Source organism: Nostoc sp. DedQUE02 (genome assembly GCF_034531035.1).
In the GTDB taxonomy this organism is placed as follows: domain Bacteria; phylum Cyanobacteriota; class Cyanobacteriia; order Cyanobacteriales; family Nostocaceae; genus Nostoc.
This window is the reverse complement of sequence record NZ_JAVRBY020000098.1, coordinates 1-17500: the sequence shown is the minus strand read 5'-3', so window position 1 is coordinate 17500 and position 17500 is coordinate 1. Positions and strand designations below refer to the sequence as shown.

The following is a 17500-nucleotide window of genomic DNA, read 5'->3' as shown; positions in this document are numbered from 1 at the left end:
AAAGGGGAAAGATTAAATTTATTCCTTTTCCCTTTAACCTGGTTGGTGAGCTTGCCGAACCATAACCTTTTCCCCTGTCCCCCTGCTCCCCTGCTCCCCTGCCTCTTTCTTCACGCATCATTCGTATAGCAAAAGCATTTTGTTTGTTAACAGTTCTTTATCATGGGAAAAAAGCCTAGCCTATAGATTAATTAAATCGATGCTTACCCATATAAAAGACTTAGCAGCAAAACTAGCGCCCCGCTTAATTGAAATTCGCCGCCACATCCACTCTCACCCAGAACTCAGTGGTCAAGAGTACCAAACAGCAGCCTTTGTAGCTGGTGTTTTGTCGTCCAGTGGGCTGCATGTACAAGAAGGAGTTGGTAAAACGGGCGTGATTGGAGAACTCCAAGGCACTGGTCAAAATGACCGTTTATTGGCGATTCGCACTGATATGGATGCCTTGCCAATTCAAGAGGGTACTAATTTAGAATATGCCTCTCGTGCAAATGGGATTATGCACGCTTGCGGTCACGATGTTCATACCACTGTAGGGTTAGGAACGGCAATGGTGCTGTCCCAAATGGCTGAGGAGTTGGGTGGGAAAGTGCGGTTTTTATTTCAGCCAGCCGAGGAAATTGCTCAAGGGGCAAGCTGGATGGTGAAAGATGGGGCGATGGAAAATGTCTCAGCTTTATTAGGGGTTCATGTTTTCCCTTCTATACCCGCAGGATCTATTGGGGTGCGTTACGGGGCTTTGACAGCCGCAGCTGATGATTTAGAGATTCTGATTATGGGAGAATCTGGACACGGGGCGCGTCCCCATGAGGCGATTGATGCGATTTGGATTGCTTGCCAAGTGATTACTGCGCTGCAACAAGCTATCAGCCGGACACAAAATCCTTTGCGTCCTGTAGTATTGAGTATCGGGAAAATTAATGGTGGCAGAGCGCCGAATATAATTGCTGATAAAGTGCAATTATTGGGAACGGTGCGATCGCTCCATCCCGAAACCCGTGCCCATCTCCCGAACTGGATTGAAAACATTGTATCTAATGTTTGCCATACCTACGGAGCGAAGTATCAAGTCAATTATCGCCAAGGTGTACCCAGCGTCCAAAATGATTACACCCTGACGCAATTGTTACAATCAGCCGCCGAAGAAGCTTGGAGTAGCGATCGCGTTCAAGTACTACCCGAACCTTCCCTTGGTGCTGAAGATTTTTCTATATATTTGGAACACGTCCCTGGTTCTATGTTTCGCTTGGGTGTCGGCTACAAAGAAAGAGTCATTAATCACCCTTTACACCATCCCCAATTTGAAGTCGATGAATCTGCAATTATCACCGGGGTTGTAACTATGGCATACACAGCTTATAAATACTGTCAGCAAAATTTGTAAACAAAAACTCCCAGCAGATAAATGCTGGGAGTTTTTGTTTAACTAACCTTTTTTAAAGGCTATAGAAAGCTCAAAAGCATTCTACACATTGGATTCGCTAACAACGCCCAATTTCTCTTGAATTTTGGTCTTAGCGGCTTTGAATTCAGTAGCCAGTTGCTCGCTTTCATCGCTGCTCAAGTTGTTACGAATGGCAGCAAACATTGTGCTTTCTTCTTGACGAATATGGTCGCCAATCGCGTCCATCAACTGTTTAACTTTTTCTTTGAATTGAGGTGAAGATGGGCTAAGAGCCTTAATTTCCTCTAACGCCTGCTTGGCATGAGCTTGTTCATCAAACAATTCTTGGGTGTTATCTTGACCGTAGAAAGGACGTACTCTGGGGTAGACTACTTCTTCTTCAGCTTCAGCGTGGGCACTTAAATCCTTGTAAATTTGACCGAAATACTCTTGGATTTTTTGTGGATCGTTGCTTTGTAGTAGTTGGGTGAATAAGGTATTTACCTTGTTGTGATCGAGGCGGATGACATCTTGGATATTTAGATCCTTTTTGTCACTGTTTTGGGTGACAGCACTACCTACTACACCACTAACTGCGGCCATAGCGTCTTGAACACGTGCCCAAATTCCTTGATCTGCATCTTGTCCAGTGAGTTCGCGGACACCCAGAATTTCCAGAATGCCTTTAAGTTGCTCTTGGTGGGCGCGGTTCTCAAAGTTAATTGTATTCAAAGGCCCGATCGCTAGCAACACATCAGCACCAACTTTTTGAGCAGCTTTGTGAACGATCAAACCACTCATTACTGCTTGATGTTTCAGCAATTCATGTTGAGATACTTTTTCATACAGGCTCAACTCAGAACCTTTGAACAATTCACGAGCTTTTTCAATGAATTCTGTAACATTTTTTTTGGGTTCAGCCTGAATGCCATACTGACCAATTACGGTTTCCAGAACACCAAGGTTTTTTTCATCATCATTGAGAAAATTTCGGATGCGATCGGCAATTTCAGCATCAAGTCCTTGCGTCAAAAGCGATTGTTCATTTTCGATGACCAACTGTTGCAGAGCTTTGAGACTTGCAAGTTTTACAGCAATAGCATTGCGTTTCGTATCATCTAAAGTAGTTACCATCCGTGTTCTCCTCGGCAAAGTGTTCGTAATTCTTACTTGATATAACCTTGACACAGAGACTAGGGAGATTCCATCTTTCTTTTGAGCGATCGCTCTCACAACTCTGGGTAGATAAATCAAACTTTTTGTTAGAGAAAAATCGAAGCGATCGCTTCGATTTTTGATTGCAATTAAATCAAGCAGTTTAGTATGACATTCAAATTGAATAAATTACCTATTTGAAAGCAATCTATATCTTTAGAATGACAATTAACATTAAAAAAACTACTTCTTATTCAAGAGGGCAAAATCGTAACCAGTTCCACTAGAGCAAGACTCACAACGCTCAATTTTGACAAGCATTGCTTCTCCTTGACGCTCCCCAGATGGCGAAAACTGAATCATTCCGGTTGCACCAGATGTTGAAAAATTGGGATTAGACAATACCCTTTGTAATCCTTCGCGGGTACTATCTTTTTTTAAACCAGCAATAATTACTTGGAGTGCATCATAAGTTCCTGCTGTTCTCTGATTTACTTGTGCATTCCAAAGCTGAAAGGCATTTTTTGCAAATGGGTTATCTTTATTAGCATTACGATGCCAATACACAGGTAATACCATTCCTTCGAGATCCTTGCCATTTTGCAAAGTTGTAGCACTGTACATAGTTTCAGAAGCAAACAATGGCTTTCTACCTTTAACCTCTTGTGCTACCTTGGTGGCAAAATATATATTTCTGATTGAAGGCATTAGTAAAAAGCCACTTGCATTTTCTGTTTCTATGGCTTGATCCACAAAAGCTTTAGGGTCAAAATTCTTATCTGCTAAATTACAAGGAGTACTAATAACGTTACTGCCATATTTTTTGATAACTTGAGTGTACTGTTCTACAAGTATCTGATTTGATGAAAAGGTTGAATTATCTCTTGAAGTACGAATATCGCCACAAATAGCAACATTTCTTGCTTGTCGAGCAATGTAGCGAGAATGAGTATCTACTAAATTATCATATAACGGATTTACGTGAAATAAGTAGTTATTTGTGGAACTATTAGGCTGACTATTTACTGGGTTATTTTCTAATTTTTCTGGGTTTTCTACTTGATTTGGTAGCTCGACGGGTAAGACTAAAACCAAACGTTTTTCTTTATACATTTCTGCGTTACGTCTAACACCTACCGCAGCTACAAGGCTTTTATCTTCAACTAATTCATTATCTAAACGTGCAGAATCTTCTCTATTATCAGCACTTGCAATTACAATTTGTAATTTTTTCCCATTAATTCCTCCTTGGGTATTAACTTCATTTTGAGCTTGAGCTACACCGCGTAAAATTTCTTCTGCTAAACTAGGATCGAAGTTAATTGGTGCGACGATCGCAACTTTTAGAGCTGACGAATTGTCTCGTGCTATTTTGGCATTGTTTAAATAAATTAAAGTTTCTGGGTCATTGCGATTATTTTTCAGAGAATCAGTAAACTTTTTAACAGCAGTACTGTAATCTTTCTCAGCAAAAGCTTTAACTCCATCTGTTTTTTCAGGAGATGTTTGCACTTTCACTAAAATCCTTGTACCCAAATTCATTAATGACGCCTTATTTGTCAATGAAGATGAATTTGAGATGGGGCTTGATGGTGTTACAATCGTAGAAGAAACTTTGCTAATTAACCATAAAATACCTCCTACCATTACTCCAGCTAGACATAGAGAAATAAGCAGTTTCAAGTTTTCTTTTTTATCTGTCATGAAGAATTATCCAAATTTTACAAAATTTATTTAAAATAAATAGCTTTGTGACAATTAAGCAAAATCAAAAAATTAAAAATATTTAGAAATCAGTTTGTTGATTATTTCAGATACACCCACAATAATAACTGTCAATAAACCTGCCAGAATAACTAGCAATCCCACAATTAACAGCCCATTTATACCAGCTTTTAGAAGATTATTGGTTAGGAGATTTCTGAAAATAAAGACAATCAGCAAATTAACTATAATAGCAATAACAATTAAATAAGCTTTTTCCAGAAGCAGGCGAGATTGAATCAAGACTAATCCTCCTAAAATTAGCAACCACAATCCAGAGCTAATCCAAGTAGTTCCAAGAAAACTTATAAGTGCGATCGCTAAAAACGAACTACCCGATCCAGCAATTATTGCTCCAAACAATAATTTACTGTTAAACAATTGCGGTAGATATCGAGTTGATTTATATTGAGTTGGTGGTTGTGTTTCTGATGGCAAAGTAGATGGAATAACTGTAGGAGCTAATGTATACTTGAGTGGTGGGAGATTTTTCAAGTCTTGTAAGATAGCCTGTGCAGATTGATAACGCTGTTCGTGATTTTCTTGTAGACACTTATCAAGAATCATATCTAATTCTGGACTTATAGCTTGCGTTAAATGCTGCCGCCAATTAGAAGTCCAACCATAGCCTTGTTTCATCCACAAACTCGAAGGAGAGATATTGGTTAGCAACTGAAAGCAAGTTATTCCTAAACTGTAGATATCACTAGACAGAAAAACTTTACCCGATTGCATTTGCTCAATTGGTGCATAACCTAATGAACCAATAATTGTCCCGATCGTAGTATTTGTAGGTTCCGCCTTTTGCTTTGCTACCCCAAAATCAATTAGTACCAACTTGCCATCATTGTGACGGCGAATAACATTTTCTGGTTTAATATCTCGGTGAATTACTTGTTGTTGATGTATATCTACTAGCACAGATAATAAATCATTTAAAAAATTTCGAATCTTGGCTTCATCAAAAACTCCCTGCTGTTTTAACTCTTGTAACAGATTTTGTCCTTCGATAAACTGCTGCACTAAATACACATATTCACCTTCCTTAAAATATGCATACAAATTGGGAATTTGGACATGTTCTCCTAATTCTTTGAGACGTTTGGCTTCTCGTTCAAACAACTCAGTCGCTTTTTTGTGTGCCTGACTACCCTGACTACCATAAAATTGACTTAAAACCAACTGCTTCACAACACATCGTTCATTGAGCTTGTCTATATCTTCTGCGATATAGGTGCGTGCAAACCCTCCTCTCCCTAATGGTGCGATGATTCGGTAACGATTTCTCAATAGCGATACCAACTCTGTGCCACAACTGAAGCAGAAATTTGCCCCGTCAGGATTTTTAGGATTTTCGCAATTAGGATTTAGGCAGCAGACCATATAATTATCGCTGTCATTTTATTAGTTTTTAGAATATACCTTAAATTCACTAAAGTGTTAGTTTTGCTCTGACTGGAATTGTTCTGTACAATTTACTCACCTCCTGTTGTTGAGTATATTAGTAGCGATCGCTTCTTGTTCTCCTAAACAATTGACTTAACTCTACATTGTGAGAATTTTGTGTAAGTTGAATATTTTTGTAGAAATACCTACTTCATTCTAGTCAATATAAACCAGGCTTGGCGATCGCTTCTCTTTAATCCTAAACAGGAAATAATCTGACTTTTAGCAGCCAGGAAATTCATCTCTTTTGGTCAAAGATCGTACTTTTCACCAAAGCATTTCAATAACTAAATTCCTCTAGGCGAATCAACCCTAATTCTCAAAAGCAATACAGCCCTTCAGATAACACCTGTTTGTCACAGATACTTTTTTTATGCCACCAACGCCGTAATTACCACACATCTCCATTATGGGGTTTACAAAACTCCCCGCAATTGTGACGATTACGCTAGAATTATTAAAGGTTCTTTACAGAATTTGCCGATCATCCCCAATTCTGTTAAAACAGCCTAGCATTCAAATGTAAATCTTATAAACACCCTCTAGAGTTCACCAAAAGCTTCTATGACGCTCCCAATTCGCAACGTCGCCATTATCGCCCACGTTGACCACGGCAAAACCACGCTGGTTGACGCACTCCTCAAACAATCCGGCATTTTCCGCGAAGGCGAAGACGTTCCGGATTGCGTTATGGACTCCAACGCCCTAGAACGGGAACGGGGTATTACTATCCTGTCCAAAAATACGGCAGTTCGCTACAAAGAAACACTAATTAATATTGTTGATACTCCTGGACACGCTGACTTTGGTGGCGAAGTTGAACGTGTACTCGGCATGGTTGACGGATGTCTTCTGATTGTCGATGCCAATGAAGGCCCCATGCCCCAAACGCGCTTTGTTCTGAAAAAAGCTTTAGAAAAAGGGCTACGCCCCATCGTTGTCATCAACAAAATTGATCGCGGCCAGGCTGACCCCCATGTTGCAGTTGATAAAGTCTTGGATCTGTTCTTGGAATTAGGTGCAGATGAAGACCAGTGTGATTTTCCTTATCTCTTCGCTTCCGGGATGGGAGGTTTTGCTAAGGAAACCTTAGAAGCAGAATCGGTAGACATGCAACCTTTGTTTAACGCGATTCTGAAACACGTTCCATCACCAGTAGGCGACATCAACAAGCCTCTGCAATTGCAAGTCACAACCCTAGATTATTCTGAATACCTGGGACGGATTGTGATTGGCAGAATTCACAACGGCACTATCCGGGCTGGACAGCAAGCGGCTTTGATTACAGAAAATGGCACAATTGTCAAGTCCAAAATCACCAAGTTGATGGGCTTTGAAGGACTCAAGCGCGTAGACCTGGAAGAAGCAACCGCAGGTTATATTGTGGCGGTGGCTGGTTTCGCTGATGCTTATATTGGGGAAACGATTACTGACCCCAACGAACCGCAAGCTTTACCACTAATTAAAGTGGATGAACCAACCTTGCAAATGACCTTCTGGGTGAACGATTCGCCCTTTGCTGGTCAAGAAGGAAAGTTGGTGACATCAAGACAAGTACGCGATCGCCTTTTCCGCGAACTCGAAACCAACGTTGCTTTGCGTGTCGAAGAAACCGATTCTCCCGATAAATTCCTCGTATCCGGTCGTGGAGAACTCCACCTGGGTATCTTAATTGAAACCATGCGCCGGGAAGGATTTGAGTTTCAGGTATCTCAGCCACAGGTAATTTACCGCGAAGTCAACGGACAACCTTGCGAACCTTACGAACTCTTGGTGTTAGACATTCCTGTTGATGCTGTGGGTAGCTGTATCGAACGCCTGGGACAACGCAAAGGCGAAATGCAAGATATGCAACCAGGTAGTGGCGATCGCACCCAACTAGAGTTTGTGATTCCCGCCCGTGGTTTGATTGGTTTCCGGGGTGAATTCATGCGGATGACTCGTGGTGAAGGCATCATGAACCACAGCTTCTTAGATTACCGTCAACTCAGTGGCGACATTGAAGCCCGTAACAAAGGCGTTTTAATCTCATTTGAAGAAGGTGTTTCTACCTTCTACGCCATGAGAAACGCCGAAGATAGAGGAGCATTCTTTATTACTCCCGGCACAAAGGTTTACAGAGGCATGATTGTAGGCGAACACAATCGTCCGCAAGATTTGGAACTGAATATCTGTAAAACCAAGCAGTTAACCAACCACCGCGCTGCTGGTGGCGATGAACTAGTGCAACTGCAAGCACCGATAGACATGAGCCTGGAGCGTGCTTTGGAATACATCGGCCCCGACGAATTGGTGGAAGTTACACCCCAATCCATTCGCCTGCGGAAGATGTCGAAGAAGTTGGCGAAACGCTAAGTAAAGTTATCTAATTGATTTAAAAAGCCCGCATAAGCGGGCTTTTTGTTTTACTATCTACGCAATATGATAATCCAGTAGGTGTGAGTCTTTGATTAATGTGGAGTTAGGAGTTTCTGAGTTAGGTGCGATCACTTGAGTCAAGCCCTAGTAAGGGGATTTCTGATGAAAAAAATACCTATGTTAACGAGTTTCGACTTCGCTTAACTCTCGATTACCCAGTTGGTTGAGCGAAATCGAAAGCAACGGCTATGGTAATTTTATTACTAGAATTCACTTAAGTTATATTTTTTGGCTGTTCTGATTCACTAATGTATTCCACAACTTAGAAAATGAGTCAACACGGTCACGCGCAATGAGTTTTTTATGAGAAGTAATTACTTTGTTTGCTAGACTACGTAGAAGATTTGGAGCTTTGAAAGTTCCTTTAAAGTCAAAGTTTTCCCCACCGGCTTCCTTAAATTCTGCATTGAGATCGATAACTATATCTCCCATAATGATATGGATACATTTAAGAAGATTTGCCTTCTCGCTAGGATTTTTGGAAAAATTTTCAGGTTTTTTGCAAAAAGCTTTTCCAACTGCCAGTTGTTGATATCATCGAGTCTATGCCCTCAGATGTTTCTAGCTGCTTCAAGCTTCCTACAAATTCCTTAAGCTGCGTGTCTCCTAAAGTTTTGTTAGAATTTTGAACTGTCTTGGATTGAAAAATATCTATAGATTCTTCATTCTCATTAATATAAATTCCATCAATACCCTTGTCTCCACGTCCGTCACAAACTATGTTCTGAACTTCAATAACGTTTAATCTATATATATTCACTAAGAACCAACTTAAAAATGCACTAGCTTCTTCACGTCCTGGAATCTTATAAGGCTGGATGATTTGGACAAGATTGGTGTAATCAAGATTAAGCATAGATTCTGGCACAGAGGCTAAATTCCCTTATCATATACGATACAAGCTTGAAGGGCATTTGGAAGGTGAGCAATAAAAGGCAATCGCTAGCCAGCAGGCACTCTTACAGAAAGCGATCGCTCTTGTCGTGCATTTAGTCAAATCTTTGAGTAGCAATGAAGAGGACTGAAAAAGGCAATGATCATGACTATTCGTGAAACTGCGATCACAAAACCATACCAGAGATTTACAGTGCTGCATCTACGCCCGTCGTAGACATCGTTCTTTTGCATATTTTCACACAAAGCGATCGCAGGTTAAAAATTATCAATATATTTTCTCAGAAACACTAATTGATTTGCCATATCCTCGGCTTCTACACTTTCTACTAACTTCAACAAGCCTCGCAACTGTTCTCCAATTGAATAGCTCTGCTTGGCAGCAAGTACAATACCTGAATGCTTTTGTTGCTGTTCGAGATAAGCTTTATGCAATTGACAAAAATCACCAACATTGAAACTATAGATAACTCGCCTCTGTTCCGTTGCCCAGATTAATTGGCTATCATCAAACGCTCCTAATCTATCTGCCTCAGCCGTTGTCATTACATCAATCCCTGCATTGCGTAAGCCATTAGCTAAAGATTTCTTGCCAGCATCTTCATCTAAATAGAAACGAATTTGACTCATGCAAAATTACCTGACATCCACTTCGTTTCCAGCGCATTGCATTCTGCTTGATATAAAGCAATTTCTGTATCCATTGCTTCCTGATTAGCATAGTAATAGGCAAGCGCCGCATAAACTTGCGCTAGAGATAAATGTGGATATTCTGTCACAATATCTTGAGGAGATAAGCCTGCTTGAGAATCCATTACAAGGTTTTGAACAGTCATGCGCGTACCAGCAATGCAAGGGCGACCTCCAGCAACTTGAGGTGTCCTCACAATTAGGGTTCCAATATCAACTATTGCCACCATGTTTTTTCAACTCTAACTGAATCAATGAATCTTCTACATCTATTCCATAGTTTAATAATACATTAGCAGTTCTAGCTCTAACAAAGTTACAGATGCAGCCAGATAAACCTGCTTAAGCGGCCTGCCTGAACCCTGCCAGCAGGCATTCTTACAAAAAGCGATCGCCCTTACCGTACATTTATTCAAATCCTTGAGTAAAAGTGAAGAGGACTGAAAAAGGCAATTATCAGGACTATTCGTGAAACTGCGATCGCCAGTTAATAGCATAGATTTACAGCGCGATCGCACATTAATTTGATCGCAGCACAAGCCAAGCAGCCTGTTAAACTCTGGAAGGGGAAGGCAAAGAGACTTGTAAATGGAATTTGAATGGAATTCAGACAAAGCTACACTAAACCTTGAGAAGCATGGTGTTTCTTTTCAGGAAGCTGCAACTGTATTTAATGACCCGCTATCTATAACTTTCCCCGATCCTGACCACTCCGTTAGAGAAAGTCGCTACGTTATTATTGGCTTATCTAGGTTTGAACAACTTTTAGTTGTTGCACATACTGATAGGGAGGAAAAGATAAGAATTATTAGCGCCCGAAAAGCTACTCGCCAAGAGAAGAGGTTTTATGAAGAAGGAAGTTGAAAACGAAATGGAAGATGAATTACGTCCTGAGTACGACTTCGCTCAAATGAAAGGAGGGGTTAGAGGTAAATATGTTAAGCGATATCGTACAAAAACCAACTTAGTGCTTTTAGATCCTGATGTTGCCCAAGCTTTTCCCAACGATGAAGCGGTGAATAACGCATTGAGGTTGTTAATTCAGGTAGCTCAACGCCAGCAGACCAACACAACAACATAATCGAGATCATTTTGGCTCGTAAAGCCAAACGCAAGGAAAGTGAATATTGTGAAAGCTGACCTGTTGAAAAACCACTTGTTCCAACGGCTGACCTGCTTTTGCTTGTAATCGAATTAGGGAAAATATTGGGTTGACGCAAAGAAAAATTACAGTTCCACAAAACACGATCTAGAAGAATTCTTAAAACTTCCACACATTGAAGAATCACCCGCTTGGGAATATATTAACAGAGAGGCAATTCAGATTTATCCCCGCTATGCTTGATGATGCTTTGATTTCACACAAACTCGACACGTTCTATCATCTCTTCAGGTGTCATCACCTCATAAATCAAAACCAAGGTTTGAATGATTTCACCAATTGAACGAGTTCCTTTATTGAAGTAAGTAATACCAGGATGATCAAGTCTAAAACTTGCAATAATCAAAAAATCTGCATCTTGGGTAAACAATACTCTTTGTGTTTCTTGAATAAACGCTAACTGGACTTCATCGGTTTGGGTGCGTAATTCCACATCATTGGTTGTTGTGATATCAATTCCATAGATAATATTCATCTGGTAGAGTAGAAGAATAAAAATTTTATGTCGATGCAAAATTAGGAATTTTGGCAGAGGTGATTCTGATGACGATTCGAGAAACCGCGATCGCCATTGCCATATTCTCCTAAAATGCGATGTCTAGGACGGGCTACGCCTACGCAATTGAACAAATCAATTGTTTTTAAAGCCTATGCATAATCATGCTGGCAAACAGTATGTCAAAATTCAGGCAGGGATTGCTAGAGGTAAACGCGATGCCCCCACTACTTGACCAAACTACCGATCAACGCATTGTCCATTATGGGACGTGGGAACAGTTTAAGTTCATCCAAAAGGGTTTTGACGGTTCTCCTGGTGTGCGGCTGTTTTTTTATGACAATACGATCGAAATTCTCATGCCGGGACGCGAACATGAAATTTTTGCCAGTATTATCGGTTATTTAGTGACAATCTTTCTCGTTGAAAAAGGCATTTTCTTTCAGCCGACCCGTTCAATGACTCAGGAAAAAGAAGGGGTTGTTTCGGTTCAAGCGGACGAGTCCTACTGCATTGGAAGCGCAAAACCGATTCCAGATTTGTCCATAGAAGTGGTTTTTACCAGTGGTGCTATCAGCAAATTAGAACGCTATAAAGCTCTGGGAGTACCGGAAGTCTGGTTTTGGGAAGATGGGCTATTAATGCTCTATCATTTGCATAACGGCAGCTATGAACGCATTGATCGTAGCCAACTACCCGGACTCAATGACCTCAATTTGGATTTATTGAGACGCTACATTTTGATGGCTGAGACTGATACTGGGGAAGCCATTAGAGCGTTTCGTCGAGAAATTTAACGCTTATCTCTCGGTGCTGCTTTCATTTCACACATTTAAAAGTTAGCGACATCTTTACACTGTGAATTTGGGGTGGTGTTGGGTTAAAAAAGAAACATGAAAATCATCAAACCCATCACTAATTGGTTAGAAACCCGTGCTTGTGCCCCTACTTATGGCGGTTGGGTGCTAGCAGTAACGGCTATTTGTTTTTTTGGAGCAGGTATCAATACGATGGCTGGTTGGCTGTATGCCATTAGCGGCATCAGTTTTGCCCTTTTGGGTGTAGCAGCCATCTTACCGCCGCGATCGCTCACAAATCTATCCATCACCCGCCGTCCCATACAACCTGTCTCAGCAGGCGACGATCTAACGGTGGAATTAGAAATCTGCAATCAGACACAGCAGCCTGTAAGCTTATTGCAAGTTGAAGATATACTGCCCTTCGTCTTAGGGAAACCAGTACAAAAGGCAATCGAAACAATTCCTAGCCAAGGTAGTTACCGTTGGGTATATTATCACCCGACTGTGCGCCGGGGTGTTTATCGCTGGCACACAGTTGAACTTGCTTCTGGTGCGCCTTTGGGATTGTTTTGGTGTCGCCGTCAGCGTGATTGTGCTGCTACAGCGATCGTTTATCCCACAGTGTTACCCTTGGCTACCTGCCCCCTAGTAGATGAAATGGGGCAAGAAGAGAGCAGAAGGGGCGATCCTCGTGGTAAACCCTTGCAAACAGCGACAACTGGGCTGGTGCGATCGCTCCGTCCCTACCGTCTAGGAGATCCTACTCGCTTGATTCACTGGCGGACTAGTGCCCGTTATGGGGAATTAAGGGTGCGGGAGTTAGAAATGGTGACAGGTGGACAAGAAATAGTGATTGCCCTCGACAGTGCTAGCAATTGGGAAGAAGAAAACTTTGAACAAGCAGTAATTGCCGCAGCATCGCTGTATTTTTATGCACAGCAACAAGAATTACAGGTGCAACTGTGGACAGCATCAACAAATTTAATTAAAGGCGAACGTTTTGTTCTAGAAACCTTAGCAGCAACCACAGCCTTAGAAGATGCCAATTCAGTTGTTCCTAAAAGCTATCCTTTGATTTGGCTAACTCAAAACCCCCTGAGCCTTGCTACTCTTCCTCAAGGTAGTCGCTGGGTTTTATGGCCAAATATTTCCTCACCAGCAGAACAAGAGGTAATTAATTGGGAACACCCTGGTATAGTTTTACAAAGCGATGATCCACTGCAACCCCAGCTACAAAAAACATTACATTCATAAATCAATTCAAATTTTATAATTTCAAAGACCACTGACAAGTTCAACTTCTGCAATTTCTGAGATTTTCTCCGATCCCAGGACAGCAGATATATCAGCCTTTGAACAAATGTCAAACAATTTGAGCAGGTAAGGTTGGGGAAATACACCCAGTAATCCCCACATGAGGCTGAGGTACAATGCAAAGAAATATTTAAATTATGAACGACATGATCGCATCAGAACATAACACAAAATCCAGCGATAAAAGCCTAGAGGCAATGCGGCATTTTTCCGAACAATACGCCAAGCGTACTGGAACATACTTCTGTTCTGAACCTTCTGTCACCGCAGTTGTGATTGAAGGATTAGCCAAACATAAAGACGACCTGGGTGCGCCTTTATGTCCTTGTCGCCATTACGAAGATAAAGAAGCTGAAATTCACGCCACATATTGGAACTGTCCTTGTGTGCCAATGAGAGAACGCAAAGAGTGCCATTGCATGTTATTCCTCACCTCTGACAACGAGTTTGCTGGAGACAAACAAGAAATCTCTCTAGAAACAATCAAAGAAGTACGAGACAGTATGGGATGAGCGAAATCATCCCCCAAGAGTTTTGGCAAGGCGTAGAACAGTTCAATTCTGGACAGTTCTACGCTTGTCATGACACTTTAGAGGCTTTGTGGATTGAAGCTAGCGAACCGGAAAAAAGCTTTTATCAAGGAATTCTCCAAATTGCTGTGGCACTGTATCATTTGGAAAATCGGAACTGGCGAGGTGCTGTAATTCTATTGGGAGAAGGCAGTAATCGCCTACGCCGTTACCCATCTAGTTACAGTGGCGTTGACGTAGATGAGCTATTGAGTCAGACCGCAGTGTTGTTGGCGACATTACAACAAATAGGGCAAGACTTGATTGCTGCTGGTAATCTGGGCGAAAATCAAGTCTTATCTTTGCCTAAAATTGTGCTAACGACTGATTAGACATAGAAGTGAAATTAATTATGCGTTACCCGAAATCCTTGGTAGGCAAAATTCATCTAGCCGAGGGCTTCCCGTACTACTACGTGGAAGCAAGCTATGCGTAGCGTCTTTGTTAAAAAAAACAGTGTTGTGCCTTCATCCACTCATTACTTATACGCGTAGCGTCTTTGTTAAAAAAAGAGTATTGTGCCTACGTCATTTTCATTCAGATGTCAATTAGCTGAAACCTTGAGGTTGGGGGTAGCGTCACTATTTCAGCTAGTAGTTATCAGAAATCACTCCAGATTGTATATTTCATAATCTGGATAAAGTACTTGAGATAATTAGAATGCAATGAAATCCTAAATCCCCAATTGCTATGATGCCCTGCTATCAATTGCCCTTATCCCAAATACGTCGCTTTGGATTAGCTTTAATGCTACCAGCTATATTCTTGGGTGCTTTTGCCTTCCCTACCCAAGTGCAAACCGCTACTGCACAAACATCTCAGGCAAATCGCCCCCTGACTATCCGCGCTGATGTGCAAGAATATGACGCGAAAAATCAAGTAATCACTGCTCGCGGGAATGTGCAAATGTTGTATCCGGCTCGCCAACTTCAGGCAACAGCTGCCCAAGCACAGTATTTTAGTAAAGAACGCCGAATCGATTTCAGTGGCAATGTCTATATTTTGCAACAGGGCGGTAACAGTATCCGAGCAGAGAAAGTAACCTATTTAATTGATGAAGGGCGATTTGTTGCTTTACCCCAATCCAACCGTCAGGTAGAGTCCATCTACATGGTGCAAGAATCAGATAATAATGGACAAACTGCGACACCTGCCCCAAATACACCACCTTTGAAGCCTTCTAATTAGCATTTACCACCAAGAAAGGGTGCTTCCAGCGTGAAAATTGTTTTAGAGAATATTCACAAATCTTACGGCAAGCGAGTAATTGTCAATCGTGTCAACCTTTCTGTTGCTCAGGGCGAAATTGTTGGCTTACTAGGCCCCAATGGGGCTGGTAAAACGACGACTTTTTACATTGCCACAGGTTTAGAAAAACCCAATCAAGGAAAAGTTTGGCTGGGTAATGTAGACGTGACGGGAATGCCTATGCATAAAAGGGCACGACTGGGTATTGGCTATCTAGCCCAAGAAGCAAGTGTTTTTCGCCAACTCTCGGTAGAGGATAATATTCTGTTGGTGCTAGAGCAAACTAATGTGCCACGATGGGAGTGGTCAATCCGGCTTAGAACTTTACTGCGGGAGTTTCGGTTGGAAAAAGTAGCTAAAAGTAAAGGAATTCAACTTTCTGGTGGTGAGCGACGACGGACGGAATTAGCAAGGTCTTTAGCTGCTGGACGAGAAGGGCCCAAATTTTTGCTTTTGGATGAACCTTTTGCGGGAGTTGATCCGATCGCAGTCTCAGAAATTCAGCAAATCGTCGCCCAACTGCGCGATCGCGGTATGGGAATCTTAATTACAGATCATAATGTCCGCGAAACCCTCGCCATCACTGATCGCGCCTACATCATGCGTGAGGGACAAATCCTCGCTTTTGGTGGTGCTGACGAACTCTACAGCAACCCGCTAGTGCGGCAATATTATTTAGGGGATAATTTTCAAGTTTAAATTCACAATTATTTAGTTAATCATTTCAAATGATATTTTGATTTATTCTTCAGCATGAATTTCTTAGTTAATTTTTAGCCATTAAGAATTTAATTTTGATACTAAATATAGTAAATATTCTTTGCTTTGCCAGGGTTCTCAATATCTAAATTTTAAAGTTGCTTATGATATCAAAGAAATTTACGTCTTTCAACAGTCTCTATTCGCTGCTGCCTTTTACGATCATGGATCGCTACCTTGCCAGCGAATTGTTAGCGCCGTTTTTCTTTGGTGTCGGAGCTTTTTCATCACTTGGTGTCACCATTGATGCTGTATTTGATCTGATCAGAAAAATCGTAGAATCTGGGCTACCCATAGACATTGCTATTCAAGTTTTTTTGTTAAAATTTCCTAACTTTATCGTTTTAGCCTTCCCCATGTCTACGCTGCTGGCTACTTTGATGACTTACAGTCGTCTTTCTAGCGAGAGCGAATTAATTGCGCTGCGTGGTTGTGGCGTAAGTGTCTATCGGATGGTGCTAACTGCTGTGATGTTAAGTCTTGTGGTTACAGGATTGACATTTGTGTTTAATGAGCAAATTGCACCAGCAGCAAATTATCAAGCGGCGATGACTCTGGATAAAGCACTTAAATCAGATAAGCCAATTTTGAAACAGCAAAATATTTTCTATCCTGAATACCAGGATCTTGTCCAGGGGGATGGCTCTAAGAATCGGATATTGACACGCTTGTTTTACGCCGACCAATTTGATGGTAAGCGTATGACAGGGTTGACGATTATAGATCGCTCAACCAAAAATCTGAATCAAATTGTGGTATCAGAATCAGCCCAGTGGAATCCTTCTCAAAGTGTTTGGGATTTTTACAACGGTACGATCTATTTTGTTGCTGCCGATCGCTCTTATCGCAACATCGTTAGATTTGAACACCAACAACTGCAACTACCGCGCACGCCATTAAGTCTAGCAGAAAAAAGCCGAGATTATGGTGAGATGAATATTGCTGAAGCACTACAGCAACTAGAAGTGGAAAATCTTGGTGGCGATCGCCAAAAAATTCGTAAACTTGAAGTGCGGATTCAACAAAAAATTTCCTTGCCCTTTGTGTGCGTAGTTTTTGGCTTAGTAGGCGCAGCGATGGGAAGCATACCCCAGCGAACTGGGAGAGGCACCAGCTTTGGTATTAGTGTCGTAGTAATTTTTTCGTACTACTTAATTTTCTTCATTAGTGGGGCGATCGCACAAGCAGGTGTCCTTTCTCCCTTTGTGGGGGCTTGGTTGCCCAACTTTCTTTTTTTGGGAATAGGTCTATTCTTATTGATGCGAGTTGCCAAACGGTAAATTGAGATAGCAGGGGAAGCAGGGGAAGCAGGGGGAGCAGGGGAAGCAGGGGAGCAGGGGAAAAGGTTAAAGGTTAAAGGTTAAAGGGAAAAGGAATAAATTTAATCTTTCCCCTTTTCCC

Annotated in this window: 20 protein-coding genes; 11 read left to right on the top strand and 9 right to left on the bottom strand. The window is 41.5% G+C overall.

The features are described 5' to 3' along the window. Window positions 1-199 precede the first annotated feature (199 nt). Window positions 200-1384 (top strand): M20 family metallopeptidase, encoded by a 1185-nt coding sequence (locus RMX98_RS34315; RefSeq protein WP_322678507.1) that lies wholly within the window; start codon window positions 200-202, stop codon window positions 1382-1384. 81 nt (window positions 1385-1465) lie between these two features. Here the strand turns inward: RMX98_RS34315 and RMX98_RS34310 are convergent, their stop codons facing one another. From RMX98_RS34310 to RMX98_RS34300, 3 genes are all read right to left on the bottom strand, one after another. Beyond that, window positions 1466-2518, bottom strand: coding sequence for a hemerythrin domain-containing protein (locus RMX98_RS34310; protein WP_322678506.1), 1053 nt, complete (start codon window positions 2516-2518; stop codon window positions 1466-1468). A 264-nt stretch (window positions 2519-2782) separates the two neighbouring features. Beyond that, window positions 2783-4243 carry an ABC transporter substrate-binding protein gene (locus tag RMX98_RS34305; RefSeq protein ID WP_322678505.1) on the bottom strand — a complete coding sequence of 487 codons (1461 nt, stop codon included), beginning with the start codon at window positions 4241-4243 and terminating at the stop codon, window positions 2783-2785. Between the two features lie 72 nt (window positions 4244-4315). Next, window positions 4316-5686, bottom strand: a complete 1371-nt coding sequence (locus tag RMX98_RS34300; RefSeq protein WP_322678504.1) for a serine/threonine-protein kinase — start codon at window positions 5684-5686, stop codon at window positions 4316-4318. A gap of 627 nt (window positions 5687-6313) precedes the next feature. Here RMX98_RS34300 and typA point away from each other — a divergent pair. Further along, window positions 6314-8104 (top strand): translational GTPase TypA, encoded by a 1791-nt coding sequence (typA, locus tag RMX98_RS34295; RefSeq protein ID WP_322678503.1) that lies wholly within the window; start codon window positions 6314-6316, stop codon window positions 8102-8104. Window positions 8105-8386: 282 nt separating this feature from the next. On the opposite strand, the gene RMX98_RS34290 is transcribed toward typA, so the two are convergent. The 5 genes from RMX98_RS34290 to RMX98_RS34270 form a co-directional block, all read right to left on the bottom strand. Beyond that, a complete protein-coding gene (locus RMX98_RS34290) occupies window positions 8387-8599 on the bottom strand; it encodes a hypothetical protein (protein ID WP_322678502.1) in 213 nt (70 codons plus the stop codon). A gap of 58 nt (window positions 8600-8657) precedes the next feature. Beyond that, window positions 8658-9035 (bottom strand): hypothetical protein, encoded by a 378-nt coding sequence (locus tag RMX98_RS34285; RefSeq protein WP_322678501.1) that lies wholly within the window; start codon window positions 9033-9035, stop codon window positions 8658-8660. Between the two features lie 284 nt (window positions 9036-9319). Continuing rightward, complete coding sequence (locus tag RMX98_RS34280) at window positions 9320-9691, bottom strand: DUF5615 family PIN-like protein (protein WP_322678500.1); 372 nt, start codon at window positions 9689-9691, stop codon at window positions 9320-9322. After that, window positions 9688-9981 carry a DUF433 domain-containing protein gene (locus RMX98_RS34275; RefSeq protein ID WP_322678499.1) on the bottom strand — a complete coding sequence of 98 codons (294 nt, stop codon included), beginning with the start codon at window positions 9979-9981 and terminating at the stop codon, window positions 9688-9690. The genes RMX98_RS34280 and RMX98_RS34275 overlap by 4 nt, the downstream gene beginning before the upstream one ends. Window positions 9982-10032: 51 nt before the next feature. Beyond that, a complete protein-coding gene (locus RMX98_RS34270) occupies window positions 10033-10290 on the bottom strand; it encodes a hypothetical protein (protein WP_322678498.1) in 258 nt (85 codons plus the stop codon). Window positions 10291-10339: 49 nt separating this feature from the next. Here RMX98_RS34270 and RMX98_RS34265 point away from each other — a divergent pair, with 49 nt between their 5' ends. Next, window positions 10340-10615: a BrnT family toxin gene (locus RMX98_RS34265; RefSeq protein ID WP_322678497.1), complete on the top strand. Its 276-nt coding sequence runs from the start codon at window positions 10340-10342 to the stop codon at window positions 10613-10615. Continuing rightward, window positions 10599-10832 carry a hypothetical protein gene (locus RMX98_RS34260; protein WP_322678496.1) on the top strand — a complete coding sequence of 78 codons (234 nt, stop codon included), beginning with the start codon at window positions 10599-10601 and terminating at the stop codon, window positions 10830-10832. The genes RMX98_RS34265 and RMX98_RS34260 overlap by 17 nt, the downstream gene beginning before the upstream one ends. A gap of 277 nt (window positions 10833-11109) precedes the next feature. On the opposite strand, the gene RMX98_RS34255 is transcribed toward RMX98_RS34260, so the two are convergent. Beyond that, entirely contained in the window at window positions 11110-11427 is a 318-nt protein-coding gene (locus RMX98_RS34255) for a DUF5615 family PIN-like protein (RefSeq protein ID WP_322678495.1), read from the bottom strand. 161 nt (window positions 11428-11588) lie between these two features. Here RMX98_RS34255 and RMX98_RS34250 point away from each other — a divergent pair, with 161 nt between their 5' ends. From RMX98_RS34250 to RMX98_RS34220, 7 genes are all read left to right on the top strand, one after another. Then, window positions 11589-12206: a Uma2 family endonuclease gene (locus RMX98_RS34250; RefSeq protein ID WP_322678494.1), complete on the top strand. Its 618-nt coding sequence runs from the start codon at window positions 11589-11591 to the stop codon at window positions 12204-12206. Window positions 12207-12302: 96 nt separating this feature from the next. Continuing rightward, window positions 12303-13463 (top strand): DUF58 domain-containing protein, encoded by a 1161-nt coding sequence (locus tag RMX98_RS34245; protein WP_322678493.1) that lies wholly within the window; start codon window positions 12303-12305, stop codon window positions 13461-13463. 206 nt (window positions 13464-13669) lie between these two features. Continuing rightward, window positions 13670-14035, top strand: a complete 366-nt coding sequence (locus RMX98_RS34240; RefSeq protein WP_292854015.1) for a ferredoxin thioredoxin reductase catalytic beta subunit — start codon at window positions 13670-13672, stop codon at window positions 14033-14035. Then, complete coding sequence (locus RMX98_RS34235; RefSeq protein ID WP_322678492.1) at window positions 14032-14424, top strand: DUF309 domain-containing protein; 393 nt, start codon at window positions 14032-14034, stop codon at window positions 14422-14424. The genes RMX98_RS34240 and RMX98_RS34235 overlap by 4 nt, the downstream gene beginning before the upstream one ends. Before the next feature lie 358 nt (window positions 14425-14782). Next, complete coding sequence (locus tag RMX98_RS34230) at window positions 14783-15280, top strand: LptA/OstA family protein (RefSeq protein WP_322678491.1); 498 nt, start codon at window positions 14783-14785, stop codon at window positions 15278-15280. A gap of 30 nt (window positions 15281-15310) precedes the next feature. After that, on the top strand, window positions 15311-16039 hold the full coding sequence (lptB, locus tag RMX98_RS34225; RefSeq protein WP_322678490.1) for an LPS export ABC transporter ATP-binding protein: 729 nt from the start codon (window positions 15311-15313) through the stop codon (window positions 16037-16039). Between the two features lie 224 nt (window positions 16040-16263). Next, complete coding sequence (locus RMX98_RS34220; protein ID WP_322678489.1) at window positions 16264-17379, top strand: LptF/LptG family permease; 1116 nt, start codon at window positions 16264-16266, stop codon at window positions 17377-17379. Window positions 17380-17500: the final 121 nt, after the last annotated feature.

Bases quoted from the DNA above. Each gene is read 5' to 3' on its own strand.
- RMX98_RS34290 (WP_322678502.1), bottom strand. From the start codon at position 8,599: ATGGGAGATATAGTTATCGATCTCAATGCAGAATTTAAGGAAGCCGGT.
- typA (WP_322678503.1), top strand. From the start codon at position 6,314: ATGACGCTCCCAATTCGCAACGTCGCCATTATCGCCCACGTTGACCAC.
- RMX98_RS34235 (WP_322678492.1), top strand. From the start codon at position 14,032: ATGAGCGAAATCATCCCCCAAGAGTTTTGGCAAGGCGTAGAACAGTTC.
- RMX98_RS34275 (WP_322678499.1), bottom strand. From the start codon at position 9,981: ATGGTGGCAATAGTTGATATTGGAACCCTAATTGTGAGGACACCTCAA.
- RMX98_RS34305 (WP_322678505.1), bottom strand. From the start codon at position 4,243: ATGACAGATAAAAAAGAAAACTTGAAACTGCTTATTTCTCTATGTCTA.
- RMX98_RS34280 (WP_322678500.1), bottom strand. From the start codon at position 9,691: ATGAGTCAAATTCGTTTCTATTTAGATGAAGATGCTGGCAAGAAATCT.
- RMX98_RS34240 (WP_292854015.1), top strand. From the start codon at position 13,670: ATGATCGCATCAGAACATAACACAAAATCCAGCGATAAAAGCCTAGAG.
- RMX98_RS34220 (WP_322678489.1), top strand. From the start codon at position 16,264: ATGGATCGCTACCTTGCCAGCGAATTGTTAGCGCCGTTTTTCTTTGGT.
- RMX98_RS34245 (WP_322678493.1), top strand. From the start codon at position 12,303: ATGAAAATCATCAAACCCATCACTAATTGGTTAGAAACCCGTGCTTGT.
- RMX98_RS34310 (WP_322678506.1), bottom strand. From the start codon at position 2,518: ATGGTAACTACTTTAGATGATACGAAACGCAATGCTATTGCTGTAAAA.
- RMX98_RS34265 (WP_322678497.1), top strand. From the start codon at position 10,340: ATGGAATTTGAATGGAATTCAGACAAAGCTACACTAAACCTTGAGAAG.
- RMX98_RS34260 (WP_322678496.1), top strand. From the start codon at position 10,599: ATGAAGAAGGAAGTTGAAAACGAAATGGAAGATGAATTACGTCCTGAG.
- RMX98_RS34230 (WP_322678491.1), top strand. From the start codon at position 14,783: ATGATGCCCTGCTATCAATTGCCCTTATCCCAAATACGTCGCTTTGGA.
- RMX98_RS34250 (WP_322678494.1), top strand. From the start codon at position 11,589: ATGTCAAAATTCAGGCAGGGATTGCTAGAGGTAAACGCGATGCCCCCA.
- RMX98_RS34315 (WP_322678507.1), top strand. From the start codon at position 200: ATGCTTACCCATATAAAAGACTTAGCAGCAAAACTAGCGCCCCGCTTA.
- RMX98_RS34300 (WP_322678504.1), bottom strand. From the start codon at position 5,686: ATGGTCTGCTGCCTAAATCCTAATTGCGAAAATCCTAAAAATCCTGAC.